21 protein-coding genes are annotated in these 16,183 nt (G+C 50.2%); 11 read left to right on the top strand and 10 right to left on the bottom strand.

The window, feature by feature from the left end:
* Positions 1-103: 103 nt before the first annotated feature.
* Complete coding sequence (locus ACRJJO_RS14360; protein ID WP_431066372.1) at positions 104-481, bottom strand: winged helix-turn-helix domain-containing protein; 378 nt, start codon at positions 479-481, stop codon at positions 104-106.
* 103 nt (positions 482-584) lie between these two features.
* Entirely contained in the window at positions 585-818 is a 234-nt protein-coding gene (locus tag ACRJJO_RS14355) for a hypothetical protein (protein WP_431066371.1), read from the bottom strand.
* 84 nt (positions 819-902) lie between these two features.
* On the opposite strand from ACRJJO_RS14355, the gene ACRJJO_RS14350 reads away from it, so the two are divergent.
* The 6 genes from ACRJJO_RS14350 to ACRJJO_RS14325 all read left to right on the top strand — a co-directional run bounded on the left by ACRJJO_RS14350 (position 903) and on the right by ACRJJO_RS14325 (position 5,740).
* Positions 903-1,814, top strand: coding sequence for a LysR family transcriptional regulator (locus tag ACRJJO_RS14350; protein ID WP_431066370.1), 912 nt, complete (start codon positions 903-905; stop codon positions 1,812-1,814).
* Positions 1,815-2,112: 298 nt separating this feature from the next.
* Positions 2,113-4,116: a TonB-dependent receptor plug domain-containing protein gene (locus ACRJJO_RS14345; protein WP_431066369.1), complete on the top strand. Its 2,004-nt coding sequence runs from the start codon at positions 2,113-2,115 to the stop codon at positions 4,114-4,116.
* A gap of 14 nt (positions 4,117-4,130) precedes the next feature.
* On the top strand, positions 4,131-4,415 hold the full coding sequence (locus ACRJJO_RS14340; protein ID WP_431066368.1) for a hypothetical protein: 285 nt from the start codon (positions 4,131-4,133) through the stop codon (positions 4,413-4,415).
* A gap of 45 nt (positions 4,416-4,460) precedes the next feature.
* Complete coding sequence (locus ACRJJO_RS14335) at positions 4,461-4,724, top strand: ABC transporter substrate-binding protein (protein WP_431066367.1); 264 nt, start codon at positions 4,461-4,463, stop codon at positions 4,722-4,724.
* Positions 4,606-4,854 (top strand): di-heme oxidoredictase family protein, encoded by a 249-nt coding sequence (locus ACRJJO_RS14330; protein WP_431066391.1) that lies wholly within the window; start codon positions 4,606-4,608, stop codon positions 4,852-4,854. Before ACRJJO_RS14335 ends, ACRJJO_RS14330 begins: the two co-directional genes overlap by 119 nt.
* A 52-nt stretch (positions 4,855-4,906) precedes the next feature.
* On the top strand, positions 4,907-5,740 hold the full coding sequence (locus ACRJJO_RS14325) for a TOBE domain-containing protein (protein WP_431066366.1): 834 nt from the start codon (positions 4,907-4,909) through the stop codon (positions 5,738-5,740).
* A gap of 260 nt (positions 5,741-6,000) precedes the next feature.
* Here the strand turns inward: ACRJJO_RS14325 and ACRJJO_RS14320 are convergent, their stop codons facing one another.
* Positions 6,001-6,252: a nitrogen fixation protein NifZ gene (locus ACRJJO_RS14320; RefSeq protein ID WP_431066365.1), complete on the bottom strand. Its 252-nt coding sequence runs from the start codon at positions 6,250-6,252 to the stop codon at positions 6,001-6,003.
* Positions 6,253-6,446: 194 nt separating this feature from the next.
* Between ACRJJO_RS14320 and ACRJJO_RS14315 the strand changes: the two genes are divergently transcribed.
* The 3 genes from ACRJJO_RS14315 to nifS are packed head-to-tail and all read left to right on the top strand — an operon-like array spanning position 6,447 to position 8,929.
* Complete coding sequence (locus tag ACRJJO_RS14315; RefSeq protein ID WP_431066364.1) at positions 6,447-6,803, top strand: HesB/IscA family protein; 357 nt, start codon at positions 6,447-6,449, stop codon at positions 6,801-6,803.
* An 18-nt stretch (positions 6,804-6,821) separates the two neighbouring features.
* A complete protein-coding gene (nifU, locus tag ACRJJO_RS14310) occupies positions 6,822-7,718 on the top strand; it encodes a Fe-S cluster assembly protein NifU (protein WP_431066363.1) in 897 nt (298 codons plus the stop codon).
* 2 nt (positions 7,719-7,720) lie between these two features.
* A complete protein-coding gene (gene nifS / locus ACRJJO_RS14305) occupies positions 7,721-8,929 on the top strand; it encodes a cysteine desulfurase NifS (RefSeq protein ID WP_431066362.1) in 1,209 nt (402 codons plus the stop codon).
* Positions 8,930-9,216: 287 nt separating this feature from the next.
* On the opposite strand, the gene ACRJJO_RS14300 is transcribed toward nifS, so the two are convergent.
* Positions 9,217-9,405: a hypothetical protein gene (locus ACRJJO_RS14300; RefSeq protein WP_431066361.1), complete on the bottom strand. Its 189-nt coding sequence runs from the start codon at positions 9,403-9,405 to the stop codon at positions 9,217-9,219.
* A 13-nt stretch (positions 9,406-9,418) separates the two neighbouring features.
* A complete protein-coding gene (locus ACRJJO_RS14295; RefSeq protein ID WP_431066360.1) occupies positions 9,419-9,751 on the bottom strand; it encodes a hypothetical protein in 333 nt (110 codons plus the stop codon).
* Between the two features lie 652 nt (positions 9,752-10,403).
* Between ACRJJO_RS14295 and ACRJJO_RS14290 the strand changes: the two genes are divergently transcribed.
* Both ACRJJO_RS14290 and ACRJJO_RS14285 read left to right on the top strand, forming a co-directional pair.
* The gene (locus tag ACRJJO_RS14290) at positions 10,404-11,786 is read left to right on the top strand and encodes a M48 family metallopeptidase (RefSeq protein ID WP_431066359.1); all 1,383 of its coding nucleotides are present in this window, start codon (positions 10,404-10,406) and stop codon (positions 11,784-11,786) included.
* A 108-nt stretch (positions 11,787-11,894) separates the two neighbouring features.
* Positions 11,895-13,088, top strand: coding sequence for a hypothetical protein (locus ACRJJO_RS14285; RefSeq protein ID WP_431066358.1), 1,194 nt, complete (start codon positions 11,895-11,897; stop codon positions 13,086-13,088).
* A 146-nt stretch (positions 13,089-13,234) separates the two neighbouring features.
* Here the strand turns inward: ACRJJO_RS14285 and ACRJJO_RS14280 are convergent, their stop codons facing one another.
* From ACRJJO_RS14280 to ACRJJO_RS14260, 5 genes are all read right to left on the bottom strand, one after another.
* Positions 13,235-13,507 carry an antitoxin gene (locus ACRJJO_RS14280; protein WP_431066357.1) on the bottom strand — a complete coding sequence of 91 codons (273 nt, stop codon included), beginning with the start codon at positions 13,505-13,507 and terminating at the stop codon, positions 13,235-13,237.
* Positions 13,500-13,781, bottom strand: coding sequence for a BrnT family toxin (locus ACRJJO_RS14275; RefSeq protein WP_431066356.1), 282 nt, complete (start codon positions 13,779-13,781; stop codon positions 13,500-13,502). The genes ACRJJO_RS14280 and ACRJJO_RS14275 overlap by 8 nt, the downstream gene beginning before the upstream one ends.
* A gap of 116 nt (positions 13,782-13,897) precedes the next feature.
* Positions 13,898-14,311 carry a hypothetical protein gene (locus tag ACRJJO_RS14270; protein ID WP_431066355.1) on the bottom strand — a complete coding sequence of 138 codons (414 nt, stop codon included), beginning with the start codon at positions 14,309-14,311 and terminating at the stop codon, positions 13,898-13,900.
* A 334-nt stretch (positions 14,312-14,645) separates the two neighbouring features.
* Positions 14,646-15,773 carry a hypothetical protein gene (locus ACRJJO_RS14265; protein ID WP_431066354.1) on the bottom strand — a complete coding sequence of 376 codons (1,128 nt, stop codon included), beginning with the start codon at positions 15,771-15,773 and terminating at the stop codon, positions 14,646-14,648.
* Positions 15,700-16,116, bottom strand: coding sequence for a hypothetical protein (locus ACRJJO_RS14260; RefSeq protein WP_431066353.1), 417 nt, complete (start codon positions 16,114-16,116; stop codon positions 15,700-15,702). Before ACRJJO_RS14260 ends, ACRJJO_RS14265 begins: the two co-directional genes overlap by 74 nt.
* Positions 16,117-16,183 lie beyond the last annotated feature (67 nt).

Below are 16,183 nucleotides of genomic sequence, written 5' to 3'. Positions count from 1 at the left end.
GTTGAAATTGTCGCATTTAATGAATCGTGTGGTCAAAAATGATATAACGCTAATTGTTAGGCGAATTCCATGCCAATTAATGAAAAAATGGGGCCGTGTCTTCTTATTTAGGAAGGCGATCCGCTAAATCGCATAATGCTTTGATTTCTTCGCTCGATGCGTCGTTGATCCGTTGTTCAAGCGAGGTATAGCGCTCCAAAAGATTTTCTCCCAACGGCGTCAAAAAGGTTCCGCCGCCTTCTTTACCTCCGCTCGCGGTGCTGACGACTGGGCGCCCAAATCCTTGATTGAGACTGTCGATCAACAGCCAGGCGCGTTTATAGGGCATTTTGAGAGTGCGAGCCGCCGCGGCTATCGAACCGGTTTGAGCGATCGCTCTGAGCAAATCGATTTTTCCGGGGCCGATGGCAATTCCCTTGCCTGTTCCGATATGGATACGCGGGCGGACTAAATGATGAGGATTGGATTCGTCGGATGTCATGCGCGCAAGCCTAGCAAAAACGGTTGATACAGTCACGCGTAGGAACTTACTATCCGGGCGTTGCAACGGCTATGAGTGTGCAAATCCGGCCCTTGATCTAATTTTATATTGAAATGCTCTGCACGACACCTAGCGAAAGGGCAATTCCGCTAGACGAGATGGCGATAGTAGTCGAAGCGCCAGGTGCCAATGCCCTGTTTAACGGCAATATCAGTTTGGTACCGAAGCTCTCCGCCATAGTGCAGCCGTTCGGAACATCGTGAGCGATGATTTTTGCGATCATCAAATTTTCTATTTGATCCAAACTAGTATGGTGGAATGCGTAGTTGACAAGCATGTTTTTGATCCTATCGTTATGTTGTTGTCTATATAATGAAAAGCATGAATTGAGCCATTTAAAACCACACCGGGAAATGTTGGCATGAAAAAACTCAACTACTTGATTGCGCTTGCCAGGATAGGTCATTTCGGACGCGCGGCGGAAGCCTGCCATATTTCCCAGCCGGCATTCAGTTCGGCGATTCAGCATTTGGAAGAGGAATTGGGCGTGACCCTGGTTCGGCGCGGCCAGCGCTTCATTGGCTTGACGCCAGCGGGTGAGAGAGTCTTGCTTCGTGCGCAACGCTTGGCGGCCGATTGGGAAAGTTTAAAGCAAGAGGCGGCCGCTTCCGCAGGGCAGTTGGCCGGGACATTGCGTATCGGCGTCATTCCGACGGCCTTGACGGCTTCTACATTTTTCACCCAGGCCTATCGAAAAGAATATCCCCGCATTCATTATAAGTTGTTCTCGCTGTCCGCAGAGATCATTTTTCGTAAACTCGATGCTTTCGAGCTCGATTTGGGTTTCACCTACCTTGGAGACCCGCGCCTGCAAGGTTTGCATATACTGCCATTGTATCGGGAAAATTATGTTTTGCTGGCGCGCCGGTCCTGGGAGGGCGCTAGGCTGTCATCGATGACCTGGCTCGATGTTGCTAAACTTCCGTTGTGCCTGCTCACGCCTAACATGCACAACCGGCAATTACTCGATGCCGTATTCCGAGACGCCGGAGCATCGCCGAACGTAGTCGTCGAGACCGACTCGGTGCTGACCTTGTACGCCCATGTGGTCGGTGCAGGATTGTTTACGATCCTGCCGCATAGCCTGTTAAGTACGATCGGAACAGGGCAAGAGCTGGTTGCGATGCCGCTGCATCCGCCTTCTTATCGTCAAATCGGCTTGATCGCGCCGCATCAAAAACAACCTTCACAAGTGCAAACAGCGGCATGGAAAATCGCTAAAACGCTTGAATTACAAAAACAATTCGATGACTTGATAAGCCGTTTCGATTGATCGATCCGAATAATCGATTGGCCTTCGGTGTGGGTAAAGGTCGACAATAATCGGGTGCTGGATGTGCGTTGATACGAGCGATGTGTATCTTCAATCGGCACGGATTATGCCAATTTACGTTATGTAGTCTTATACATAAAGGATGTAGAAAGTCGATTCCTTGGGTTTGTAATGATTGCTACAAAACTTTGGCGGTTGTCATGAATAAGACATTTGCCGGATCGGTGGTTGGCAATAGTTAAACATAATTATTTTGATGGGTGGGCTTATGCGAAAGTTAATCTTAGGGATGTCTATTGTGGCTTGGCCTCTAGCGACGACAGCAAATCCCGATATATTCAATTTGGGTGTGGTGGAAATAACGGCCGAGGCCGGGCAGGAAAAATTCAGCGGTAAGGAAACCATCACTGCCGAAGACATCGCCCGGTACAACCGCAACGACGTGGCTTCGGCGTTGAACTTGTTGCCCGGCGTGTCGATACAGAATTTGGGGCAACGCAACGAGCGCCTGATCTTCATTCGGGGCTTCAATTCGCGACAGGTTCCTTTGTTCATGGACGGTATTCCGGTGTACGTCCCTTACGACGGTAACGTTGATTTGAACCGCTTCACGACCTACGACATCGGCCAAATCGATGTCAGCAAGGGTAATGCGTCTGTGATGTACGGTCCGAATACCTTGGGCGGCAGTATCAATCTGATCAGCCGACGGCCGTCCAAAGAGCTGGAAGCTAATTTAACGCTCGGCATGGGCATGGATTCGCAATTTGACGATAATTATTACCAAACGGCGTTGAACGTCGGTTCCAATCTCGGTTGGGGCTATATCCAAGGGGGATTTTCGTTTCTGGACCGTCAATCTTGGCGCTTGTCCGACGATTTCAATCCGACGGCTTTCGAGGACGGCGGTATCCGCGAAAACTCCGGCAACACCGACTACAAGGGCAGCATCAAAGTCGCGTTGACGCCGAATGAAACCGACGAATATGCTGTCGGCTTCAACACGCAAAAAGGCCGCAAGGATACACCGCCTTACGCCGGTTCCGATTCTGACGTGCGAACGCGATTTTGGCGCTGGCCTTATTGGGACAAGGAAAGTATCTTTTTCGTATCGCGTACGCAATTCGCCGATGTTCATACGGTTAAGCTGCGCGCTTACCACGATACCTTCAAAAACAGTCTGAAGTCGTTCGACGATGCGACTTACAGCCGAATCAGCCGGCCCTATGCCTTCGACAGCCAGTACAACGACTATACCTTCGGCGGCGGCATCGAATATATCAATACCTTGTTCAATCAGCATGAAATCAAGTTGGGTTTCAACTACAAACAGGACGTACACCGCGAAGTCGACAACCTCGATACTCAAACCCATGTCAACACCCGGCCTAAAACGCCGAAAGAACGCTCGGCCGACGAATATTTTTCGTATGCGATAGAAGACGTCTATAGGCCGACCGATGCCTGGCGGTTCGTGTTCGGCGCGAGTTACGACCGGCAACACCGTTTGCAGGCGCAGAACTGGACCGGCACCGGGATGCAGTTGTTTCCGTTGAGCAACCAAGATGCTTATAACGCTCAAGGTGCGGCTTATTATGAGCTGTTCGAGGATTTCGTGCTGCATGCTAGCCTGGCGCACAAAACCCGGTTTCCGACGATCAAGGACCGCTATTCGTTTCGGCTCGGCAATGCTTTGCCGAGTCCCGACTTGAAAGCCGAAAAAGCGTTGAATTACGAGTTCGGCGTTGACGGCAAGGCATTCGGCATGCTCGATTACGGTGCGGCGATATTTTTCAATCAAATCGACAGCGCGATCGAGGAAGTCACGCTGGACAGAAACTTTTGTACCGCGCAAGGGCTCAATCCGCGCTGTTTTCAACAGCAAAACATCGGCGAACAGGAAAATCTTGGCATCGAACTGTACACCACCGTCGATATCAACGACGCGTGGCGCTTGCATGCCAATTACACCTGGCTCGACCGCAACAATATCACGAACCCGGATATCAAACCGCTCGACACGGTCAAACACAAGATGTTCGCCTCGTTGGAATATCAACCCTTCCAGTATCTGCGCCTTTTGGCCAGTGCCGAATACAACTCGGACCGATTCAGCGATACGCTTGGCGTTAGAATTGCTGATGAATTTGTCATGGCCAATCTGAAAGCGACCTTTCCGGTTAATGAAAATTTCAGCGCCGAATTCGGCGTCAACAACGTCACCGAAGAAAACTATGCCTATCAGGAAGGTTTTCCCGAGCAAGGGCGTAACTATTTCGCGAACCTGAATTTGCGCTATTGAAGTTAAGGGAATAAATGATGAGATTTCGATTCGTAGTTTTAATGATGGCGTGCTTGACCGCTTACGATGTGACGGCCAAACAAACGTTGACGGTGCTGACGGCCTATCATGAAGAAGTCGTCGCCCAATTTGAAACCGCGTTCGAGCGCGTGCATCCCGACATCGACGTCAAGATCAATTGGCGCATGCCGCACGATGCGCTGCCTTATCTACGTCAACCCGAGCAAGGCGGAGTCGATGTTTACTGGTCGGCTTCCCTGCACAATTATTTACAGTTGAAACAGGAAGGCATTTGGTAAAAGCTCAAGATAGATCATAGCGGCCTACCGGACAATTTGGGTGCAATGCCGCTGGCCGATCCGGACGGCTTTTACCGGGCAAGCGAAATGGCCGGCTACGGTTTCGTGCTGAATCCCGATTATTTGCAAAAACACGCTCTACCGCAACCGAGAGCCTGGCAAGATCTGGCCGATGCGCGTTATGGCGGCCATATCGCGTTGCCTGTGCCATCCCGATTTCGAGGCCGGGGGCCGCGATTGGCGCACGCCGCCTTTGTGGGGTATCGGTTTGGTCGAGCGCATCAACGGGCACAGTTTCTTTCTACATGACGGCCGCGCCCGAAATCTAATGGAAGCCGTGCTTTGGCATGGCGGCGAGGCACGGCTTGCCAGGCAGCATTTCGAACGCTTGTCATCGGATGAGCGTTGGCATGTCGTTCGATTTTTGGAATCGTTATGACGTTTCCAACTAAAATTAGAATCGTCTACTGCAAAATTAAGGGAAGTCGACCATGACAGAAGCCGAAAAACCTTCCACCGCTATCGCTAATGAAAGGCCGTTCGAACGGCTTGTCGAAGGCGAGCTACGCATCGCCGGCGCTTTTACTTGGAAGTTGTGTAATTTACTGAGCGCGATCGAATCGACCGGTTCGCTCAATCGTGCCGCGAAACAGGTCGGTCTGAGTTACAAGGGCGCGTGGGAAATTTTGGAACGCGCCAACAATCTTTCGCCTCGGCTGCTGGTGACGACCGCCATCGGCGGCAAGCATGGCGGCGGCAGTGTTTTGACCGACGCCGGAAAAAGCCTCCTGAAACTGTTGGCCAAACTGCGTAAAGAGCACGATCAATTTTTGGATCGCATCAATCAGGAGTTGATCAACAATTCCGAGTTCAATTACTTAATCAGGAGAACCTTTATGAAAGCCAGTGCACGTAATCAATTTTTCGGTACCGTCAGTGAAATACATGAAGGCGGTATCAATGTCGAAATCGTCATTGCATTGAAAGGCGGGGATACCTTGGTTGCAGCGATAACCCAAGAGTCGATGAAGAAACTGGGTGTCGCGGTAGGCGTCGAGGTCGTGGCGTTGATCAAGGCGCCGCAAGTGCTGATCGTGAGCGATCTAGGGCCGTACCGGCTGAGTGCTCGCAATCAGCTTTCGGGAACGGTGTCGCGCCTACAAAAAGGGGCGGTGAATACCGAAGTCGTGGTAGGGCTCCCCGGCGGCAATTCGGTTTATGCGACGGTGACAAACGACAGTATTGAGGAGTTGGAGCTTGTCGAAGGAAACGACGTCATTGCGGCTTTTAAAGCCAATGCGGTGTTTTTGGCGGTCGCCTCTTGAGTGACGTTGAAAAGAAGCGGGGTTTGCCAGCAAACCCCGCACCGAGTAAATCACAAAATTATCTGAAGTCTTCCAACTTATTAACCTAGAAAAAGCATTTCAACATGAAGATCATGAAGAATAAGAAGTTAATTCAATTACTTGTTACGCGTTCGTATAAAACTATCGCTCACCTGATAGGTTAGCGGGGATACTCAGACAGCCTATTGATTTACTAAATGAAATTCATGAACCTCATGATTAAACTGCAGATTCTAGGATTAACTATCGATCGACAAATCCTCCGCCCAGCAGCCGATAGGTCTACCCAAGGTCAGCGATTTGTCTTCGAAACGGACTAGAAATACGGCCTGTTGCGGTGTCTCTTCTATATGGCCTTTCATCACGATGACGCCTCGCGAGCCGGACGATGCCAAGACTTGGCCTTCGCTGCAATCGGGCATCGATCCGTCGTCGGTAATGTCTTTTGCGGCATAAACGACATCGCCGATTTCAAGTTCTGTTATGTTCACTGTTGTCTCCTGAGAATATTTTGTTGCAAATGCGACAAAGCGTTTTGAATTGTCGTTGATCGCGCCCGAAAGCCATATCTGATAAATCGAAATTGCTTATGATTTCAATTGATTGAATCGGCATGTTGGGTATGGCATGAGCGTTGCTTAATTCAATTACAAAATCAATGCCAAATCGTTTAGGAGACTCAATCATGATTACGTTAACCGAAAGTGCCGTCAAAGCGGTGGGCCGATTTATCAGCAGTTCCGACAAGCCGACCGGCGGACTGCGCATCGAAGTAACCGACGGCGGTTGTTCCGGCTTGTCCTATGGATTGCGATTAGAGGAAAAAGAAGGCCGAGACGACACCGTAATCGAATGCGGCGAGGTCAAGGTTTTCGTCGACCCGCTCAGTCTGCCGAAACTGGACGGCATGTCGATCGATTTCGTCGACAGTTTGGAAGGTTCGGGATTCAAGTTTACCAACCCGAATGCGGTGAAAAGCTGCGCATGCGGTTCGTCGTTTACTACCGGCGACAACGGCGGTACCCCTAAAACCTGCTCTTGAAACGCGGAGGATAACGTCATGTGGGATTATTCAGAAAAAGTTAAAGACCATTTTTTCAATCCGAAAAATGCCGGCGCGGTAGCCGGTGCGAATGCGATCGGCGAAGTCGGTTCGATCAGTTGCGGCGACGCGTTGCGGCTGACCTTGAAGGTCAACGAAGAATCAGAGGTGATCGAGGACGCCGGTTTCCAAACCTTCGGCTGCGGCTCGGCGATCGCTTCGTCGTCGGTGTTGACTGAAATCATCAAAGGCATGACGCTCGATGATGCTTTGAAAGTCAGCAATCAGGACATCGCCAACGAGTTGGACGGCTTGCCGCCGGAAAAGATGCATTGCTCGGTGATGGGCCGCGAAGCCCTGCAAGCTGCCGTCGCGAATTACCGGGGCGAGGAGTGGAAGGACGATCACGAGGAAGGTGCGCTGATCTGCAAATGTTTCGCGATCGACGCGGTGATGATCGAGGAAATGGTCTGGGCGAACAAATTACGCACGGTCGAGGACGTCACCAACTTCACGAAGGCGGGCGGCGGCTGCGCGGCTTGTCATGAGGATATCGAAGGCATTCTCGAGCGGGTCTTGAAAGAGCGCGGCGAGAACTTCGATCCGAATGCCGCGCCGATCGAAGCCGTCGTGATGGAGAAAAAACCGCTGACCAATCTGCAGCGCATCAAGAAAATCGAGGAGGTGCTCGAATCGCTACGTCCTCAGTTGATGGCCGACGGTGGCGACGTCGAGTTGGTCGAAGTCGTCGACAACACCGCCTATGTTAATATGACCGGCGCATGCAACGGCTGTCAGATGGCCGCGATGACGATCGCCGGCATACAACAGCGTTTGATGGAAGTCTTGGGCGAATTCATTCGCGTGATTCCGGCCTCGCAAATGCCTAAGGTCGCTGTCGCGGCGGGAGGCTGATCATGAGCGACATTTACCTTGATAACAATGCCACGACCAAGGTCGACCCGCTCGTAGTCGATGCGATGATGCCGTTTTTTACCGAACAGTTCGGCAATCCGTCGTCAATTCATAAATTTGCCGACGGTGTCGCGAAGGCGCTCAAAAAAGCGCGGCAACAGGTGCAGGAATTGATCGGCGCCGAGCACGATTCGGAGATCATCTTCACGTCGTGCGGCACCGAATCGGATTCGACCGCGATTCTGTCGGCAATCAAAGCGCAGCCGAACAAGAAGGAAATCATTACGACGACGGTCGAGCATCCGGCAATACTGAGTGTGTGCGAATATCTCGAAAAGGAAGGCTATACGATACACCGCCTGCCGGTCGATAAATGCGGCCGCTTGAGCCTGGACGCCTACAAAAAAATGTTGTCCGACCAGGTCGCGATCGTGTCGGTGATGTGGGCGAACAACGAGACCGGCACGATCTTTCCAGTCGTCGAAATGGCCGAAATGGCCCATGCGGCCGGCGTGATGTTTCATACCGACGCGGTGCAGGCGGTCGGCAAGATTCCGATGATGCTGCAGGATACCAAAATCGACATGCTGTCGATATCGGGACACAAACTGCATGCGCCGAAAGGCATTGGCGTGTTGTACCTGCGGAGAGGAACTCGCTTCCGGCCGCTACTGCGAGGAGGCCACCAGGAGCGCGGACGCCGGGCAGGCACCGAAAACTCAGCCTCAATTGTCGGTTTGGGTAAGGCCTGCGAATTGGCTCTCGAATACATGGAATATGAAAATATCCAGGTCAAGGCGATGCGCGACCGTTTGGAGCGCGGCATCGTCGAACAAATTCCGCATAGCTTCATTACCGGCGATTTGAACAACCGCCTGCCGAACACGACCGATATCGCCTTCGAATACATCGAGGGCGAGGCGATCTTGATGTTGCTGAACAAAGCCGGCATCGCCGCTTCGAGCGGTTCGGCTTGTACCTCGGGTTCGCTGGAGCCCTCGCATGTGATGCGCGCGATGGATATTCCGTACACCGCTGCGCACGGTACGATCCGCTTTTCGTTCTCGCGTTACAACACGATGCATGAAGTCGACGAAGTCTTGAAAGTCATGCCGGGCATCGTCGCGACGTTGCGGAAACTGTCGCCGTACTGGGACGGCAACGGTCCGGTGGCAAATCCCGAGCAGGCGTTTCAGCCGACTTATGCTTGATTCTCGAAAGCGATTTTAACGTTCACCGTAAAACGGCCGGGATGGCCGTTTTTTTATCAGTGAAAACCATTAGTCGGAAATGTTTGATAGCAAGACCTGGTGTCTTGTAAGTATTCAGACCCCGTTGGCAAAGTACCGCAATTCAGGCGTAATTGTTGGCCGCCCCCCTTTGAAAAAGGGGGATTGAGGGGGATTTATTTAAAAAATCTCCCCTAGCCCCTCTTTTTCAAAGAGGGGACTGAATACTTACGTTGTCTTTTAAATTTTCGTGTGCCGAATTTTCGTTATCAAGTCGTTTGTTTGTCGTCATGCCTATCCGGCGCATCGTCGCCTTTATAAACCACCCGGTTGTTTTCCCACATCACCGCATATTGGCCGAGATTGCGCTTTTTCTCTAATGCATTGGCAATGGCTTTATTCAATGCCATTTGAATCACTTGGCTTTCTTGTGAAGGGCGATTTTTAGCGAGTTTCATAAGCCGGCCTCATTTAAAAGATGTTGATAAAAAAATCGTGGACGACATTCCGTTGCTCGTCTTGCTGTTCGAAGATCAGCGTGGTTTGGTCATTGGTATTCATAAAACAGGAGCAGCGATTGACCGCATAACTGAACTCCATTAGCAGGTTACGCAAGCTGCGGGCAAAGCGGCGTTCAATGTCTTGGTCGCGAATCCCGAGCAGGCGTTTCAGCCGACCTATGCTTAAAAACGCGGCAATCGACTGCCTTGCATCTCGATGAAATTCCCCTCTGTAGCCTCGAAACTGAAGTTTCTCGGAAAATAAGAGAAACTTCAGTTTTGGGATTTCCTTACATAATTTCAATTCTTAAACTATCATTCGCCCTAAATTTGTCGAAGGCCGTTCTATCCGGAATAGAATAATTCACGGTAACTATTCGAAGTAAATTTGACTACCGTCAGCCAACACACAAATTCGCCGAATAGTTACTATTCACGCAGAGACTTTAATAGTAAATAAGTACCGGTAGTCGCTGACACTGTTCCCGTTGACATTCGATTGCGACCAGCGGATTCATCATATTTGCTGTTCTCGCGCTTTTAGTCTCGGCGCGATTAAATAATATCAAAGCAAGATATACCTTTCGCACTTCGATATTCGGCAGAGGCCGCGACAACCTCCGGATAGGCGCACCTATGCCGAATTTTGATGAGCGAAGAGGGGAGATCGGGTCCTCAAGTTTCCCGTAGTTCTCTATGAGTGTTACCCCCTTTATACTCAAAAATTAGCTAACTTTATGAAGGTATGGGGTGTGGCTAGCGAGGATGTCGGCAGCAGGGAGCTGCCGTCAAGCCCCCATGGATGGGTTCACGGCGGTCCTCGATAGACACATCCCATGCTTTTTATTCTTAGACGGTTTTTCAATCAAAAGGGAGTAGGGCTACGGGAAGATATTTGTGGACGGATTCGTATCATGTGTAAGCAGTTAAGACGTTAATTAATCGAGGATTACCGTATGCCGCAACTGTTATTGACCGTAATATTTATCGCGATTTGGCTGCCGGCCGTCGTTTTTACCGCCGGGAATCAATCCACGACACCGCCCATTCGTGAAACTTATACGCTGAAGGGACCTTTTCATTGGCGTTATGAAAATCGCGATATCGTCATGTTCAATTCCCGTCCCGAGTTTTTGTTGTATGGCAGCGCCAACACCAAGAACGGCCCGAAATCTGCGATATTACGTGCCGGCGTGCTTGAATGGAGCCTGTCCGGAATCCGGAGTAACAAAAAAAAGCGGATTTATCATACCGGCCGGGACGAGATGCCGTTCGTCAGTGAATGGGGGCTGGAGCACGATGCAGGGTTGATGTATCGAATCGGCAATTTCCGGTTTAACGGAATATTCATTTTTGCGCTATTTTTCAGTCTGACCTTGCCGATACTGTTTATTTTATTGCTGATATCCGACAAAGTTTCGATTGAATCGCCGGAAATCAGAAAACAAAGAAATCTGGATTTCGTCTCACTGGTCAAGACGATAGAAAGTCGCGCGGGCTCCGATCCAAAATGGCTGAAGCGCAAGACGCTTACCTTGGCGGTTCTTGGATATCTTGTCGTCGTGGGTAGTATTTTTTTGATGATACCGGTCGGGGTCGGCATACTCGCCAGCGCATTCGTATTGGCAGGATTTACGGGTTCTAATGTCCTCGGCGCCAAAATCGCGTTCTTGCTCGCATTGATACCCATCGGCTTTGCGTGGCATCTTGGCAAATCGCTGTTGATGCCGGGCTATCGATACAGCGGCATCGAACTAAAACGCAAAGAATGTCCGGCATTGTTCGCCTATTTGGATAAAATTCGCATGAAAACCAAGGGGCCTAAATTTTCCAGGGTTTTCATCGATTCGAATCTCAACGCTTCGGTTTCGAGAAATGGCGGGCTATTGGGGTTTTTCGGCATGGGTCCGGTGGTGCTGACGCTTGGCCTGCCATTGATGCAGTCGCTGAATCATAAACAGCTTGCCGGTGTCATCGGTCATGAATACGGTCACGTCGCGGCCAAGGACAATGCGCTGGGTCAATGGATCTATCGAATCCGCAACAGTTGGTTGGTGCTGGGCGAACGGTTGAGATTCGATCCTCTTTGGTACGCATTGAGATTGAACCGATTTTACGATTGGTTCATCGCGGCTTTCAGCGCGCACAGTTTTGCGCTGTCCAGATATTGCGAATACGAGGCGGACGCCTTTTCGGCCCGCATGGTCGGAAAGGAGGCGATGGCCGAATCATTGTCGGCTATCGCCGTGTACGGCAATCAAATAGGGAGTCGCTATTTTTGCGAAAGATTTTTCCGGGCATCCTGCTTGAAAAATCAGCAAAAATTACGCGACTGCTAATGCCTTCGGCGGCCCCGATTCGCCCTGCGTCCGTGCCACTACGCCACATCCTCGTAAACTCGATGCGGCTCCGTAGCACTCCCACAAATGGCTTGACGCCGTGTCGCGATGCCTTGTATTTTGCCTCCGCCTGCGCTAGTCGCGCAGACTCCGGCAAAACACCCGGCGCTACGGCTATCGGGGACTAAAAATCTTCACTTCGCTAGCGCTCCGTTTCCAAGATTTTCAGCGTTCGACTCCGTATTCTGGAGAAAGATTTGGGATAAAAGTCATCACGAAGACGATATTCAATCCGTTAGACCTTATGCCGATGTTCCGCAGTTTTTTGCTTCGGTTGAAAACGTTTCCGAAGCGGCGGAATTTGCATTGAAGGAAAAAACCAATTACTCGGCGACCCATCCGGCGATATCCGACCGCTTAGAGGCATTGTCGGCGTCATTCAAGGCTCCGCAAGCGCCGGCTGAATCCGCGGCAGCTAGGTTGCTCGGCGCGATGGAGGCTAAGCTGATCTGCCGATTCAACGACGAGTGGCAAGTCGAGGCGCAGGGAAATTGGCAAGTCAGCCATAATGAATTTCGTTCATGGTCGGAAAAATACCAAGCGCTTCGGGAAAAGGCGATACAAGATTTGAACGATATCGAATTGGACGAGCTGATTACAGCGGCTAACCGTTTGAACGACTATGCACTTTTTAATAGCGCGAACCGGGAACTGTTGCGCCGCTATCCTGAAAACTCAAGCGCTACAATCAATTGTTTCTGGTACCGGTTGATCATTGAAAAAGACGAAAGCCAACTGGAGGATATTGAGAAATGGATGGAAAAATTCCCCGAATATTTGCCCAATCTGTGCCGCTACGCGATCGAGTTTTATAGCGATGCAGGGCGTGAACAAGAAGCCGAGCCTTTTTACGAGCGCTTGGAAAATTATGAATATCTGCGTAATTCCGCGCAGGAAGAGAGATCGCTGATTCTGGAATCCGACGAATTCATTCCTCACGGCCTAGACCCCGACATCGTCGCCGATTTTGTCGACTATTTCGATCGGTATCCGGTCATTGCGAAGGTGTATCTGGTGCAAAAATCGGTCAAATACATGCCGGAATATCCTTGCTATGTGATCGCTTACCGAATCAAACCGAAATTTTGGCAGACGCAGGCAAAAGTCGACGAACAAGTTTTATCGTTCATCGATAACTCCGGTTTGTCGCAAGACTATATGTTCATCTCCGCCGACTCTGTGAAAGGATTGGAATCCAAGTTGAAAAAAGTCGAAGGTTCCGGTGTTTATCTCAGAAAATAACCTAACGATCATGACGATACTCATCACCCAGGATAATGAAAGTATTCAGAGTGGTGTGAGGCTGCGGTTATTCGCCAGACAATCTGTAACCGGCGCTTTTGTAGTGAGCGTAACGAACGAAAAATGCGTCCGTGTTTACGGCCTTGCTATGCATTTTTATCTACTAGCCGACCCGTTACATATTTATGTAGGATGCTAGACATTAATGTTTGATATGGTAAACCTTCAATCAGAGCTTTTTCCTGCAACAACTCTAAATCCAATTCTGACATTCGAATATTTACACGCTTGTCTTTCCTGAAGGTGTTTTTTGCTGCAGCCTTATATTTATTAATTTCATCAGGGCTTGCAACTGAAACCCACTCATCAGCTTCATAAGACTGAAGTAGTTCCTTCTCTTCCCGGGATAACTTATTCATCATTCACCTCGATATATTTCTTTGTGGCCTTCCTGCTTGGAATGATGGTTTTCAGGAAGAACTCTGTTTCGTTTTCAACGAATGGCACAAGGTAGGCATAGTTTTCGATGTTGACTATGAACATACGCTGCTTCGGATATTTTGCAGGATTCGGGTGCTTCACCACATCCAAAAGCCCTTCATTCTCAATGTGATAGATAACTCTCTCGAACGATATACCCCGTTCCCGAATTAGCTGCTCATTCTTCTCTGAGTTCCAAGCGAAGTGATTCATGCTTAAAATTTAGCACAACGTGTGCCTATTGCAATCATTTTGTTGCATAACGCCCGCCATCACCGGTGGCAAAAACGGCGCGGAGCAGAGTTTTTGGCATCCGGTGCATGGCCTGGTTATGTTTTGTAGCCATGGATGACTATACCTTTCTCAGTCTCTGTTATCGGAAATGTTCCAACCCTCTCTAAAGCCCTAAGAAAGGCGCCAACATTAAGCGCACGCTCTTGTAAAGAAGCCCTTTCATGGAGACGGTACGAGTACTTGAACGGAATGAATACCGATTCAATGTGCTTGTATTCAACTGGGCCACCAGCACCCTCAACAGGGTCATCGATTGCTGTTTCCCAGACTTGCTGCGGTGATGGAGCATGACCGAACAACACATTGTCTGTATCGGTAAACCGATACTCAATACCGGAAAAATCCGAACCGTGCTTCGCCATGACCAAAAATAGCTTTCGCCATTTGTGGTTGGACATTAATGCTGAGGAATACTTCTGCCTCAGGGCCTTACTTTGATGTGCGTCCATATTCTCCCAAAAACATAACAAGTTATTGTCCCGACCGGGCTAACATACGTTTTTTCCTGCTCAAATGTCAATAATGCGACTTCAAAGCTAGATTTTCTAAACTGTATAGCCTGCATTTCATTCATGACAAACCGATCGGGATAATACCGAAACCACGTTTTGAATGACCGCAATGACCAACTCAAGCGACAGTTAAACATCTAAATTAAGAGGCGGGTATGGATCGGTTTTTGCCGCCCATCTGTTTCAGATTAGGTGGTGTTTCATAAACGCAAGCACCCCACACCTTTATAAAATCAGTTAATTTTGAGTAATAAGGGAGTAAATACAGATATCATTTTTCCTGAGCGATCAATTGTTCCAGTAAGAACGCATCGTCGAAATGTCTTCGGCCGACGAAAGCTATCGCATGGCTGCCCCATTGGCGCATCGCTCCGGGGCTCTCCACGCCGAAAGGCCATAACAGGAATCTTTCGGCTCTGCGGCTGACCTCGATAATGCCTTCGGGCCCGAACAGATTGCGCCGTTCGTTGTTGCCGATAGGCAGCGATCGCAAGTGGTCGTAAGGTTCGAAGCGATACGAAGCGGCGTTTTCGGCACCGGCAACCGATACCTGCTGCAGATAATGCGTTCTGTTCGACAAGCGTAGCAGCAAGCGTTTTTCGTAGGGATTAACCGATATTCGTTTCGGCGATAACACGGCTTCCGTTCCGTCTGCGTTTGGTAATGCGATGAAGCCGTTTGCAGGAAACAGTTTGTAATAACAGCCGCAGGCATGAATGCTGTCGTAGGCGATCGGTAGGCCTTTGCTGTTCAATGTGACGCGCCAAATCACGCTGTCCAACTCGCCGCCGTAAAGATCGAATGTCCCCGTTTTTTCGCGCGCCGGCATCCAGACTTGATAAATCAACTGCAACAAATTTTCGCCGTGAAAACGTGTATAGGCGTGTTTGACGTAGACCGCCGGTTTTCCGGTGTCGATCGACGGTTTGCCGTCCGCATCGAGCGTCACGGTGCCGATTAGATCGGTTTCGTTGCGCGTGTCGATTTCCCAGACCGGTGCGAATTGCGCGAACAGGATATCAAGTAGCTCAGTTTCGAACAGCGGAATTTGCAGCGGGTAGCGGTAGGCTTTGGCGAATCTATCGGCTGCTTCTTGCCGAGTCATCGACGCAGTTCGGGACGGCGCGTAGCGGACCGGTTTGCCGGACACCGGAATTTGCTCGATCGGCAGTTGAAAGGGGGCGTTTAATTCATTGTGCAAGTCGTCGAGCGCAATCCCGGCGAACCAGCGCAGCAGCGGGTAGGCTCCGGCAACTCGTTGCCAAGTTCGGTAATGGTCGGGCACCGCGACTCGATCGGCTAATTCGGTTTTGTATTTGGGTTTTTTAAAAGAATCCGAACCGACCAGTGCGAGGCCGCATTCGTTGAGCCTTTGCCGAAACGACGAACCCGCCGGCAAGCGGGAAGTTATACCGGCGGCCGCGTCTCGCGGCGAATTCCGCCAACCTCGCGTTCTCATCCAGTTGCCGCATTTGTTCGAGCCACTGCGCGTAAGCCGAATCGGACATTGACGCACCGGCAAATGAAGCAAAAAAACGATTGCCGCGAAGATAGGGAAAGCCGGGAATCCGCATTTCGCCGGTATCCTCGGCGTCATTTGCGAAAACGGCGACATCAAGGTCTTGATAAAATTGCAAACAAGACGCTTGCTGTCCGCCCTGCGGTGTAATCAAAACGGCGTCGGTCGAGACACAGCCCGTTATTAATAGACATGACAATAAGGCGCTTCTTATTGCGGGCATCGTGGCAATCCTCGGTGAGAACGGTCGTGAAAGATCATCATTGTATCCGATTTTCCCAGTCGGCTTA

Origin of the sequence: Methylotuvimicrobium sp. (assembly GCF_050611805.1) — a bacterium.
Classification (GTDB): domain Bacteria; phylum Pseudomonadota; class Gammaproteobacteria; order Methylococcales; family Methylomonadaceae; genus Methylotuvimicrobium.
The sequence above is the reverse complement of the archived record's forward strand: the minus strand, read 5'-3'. Positions and strand labels throughout refer to the sequence as shown.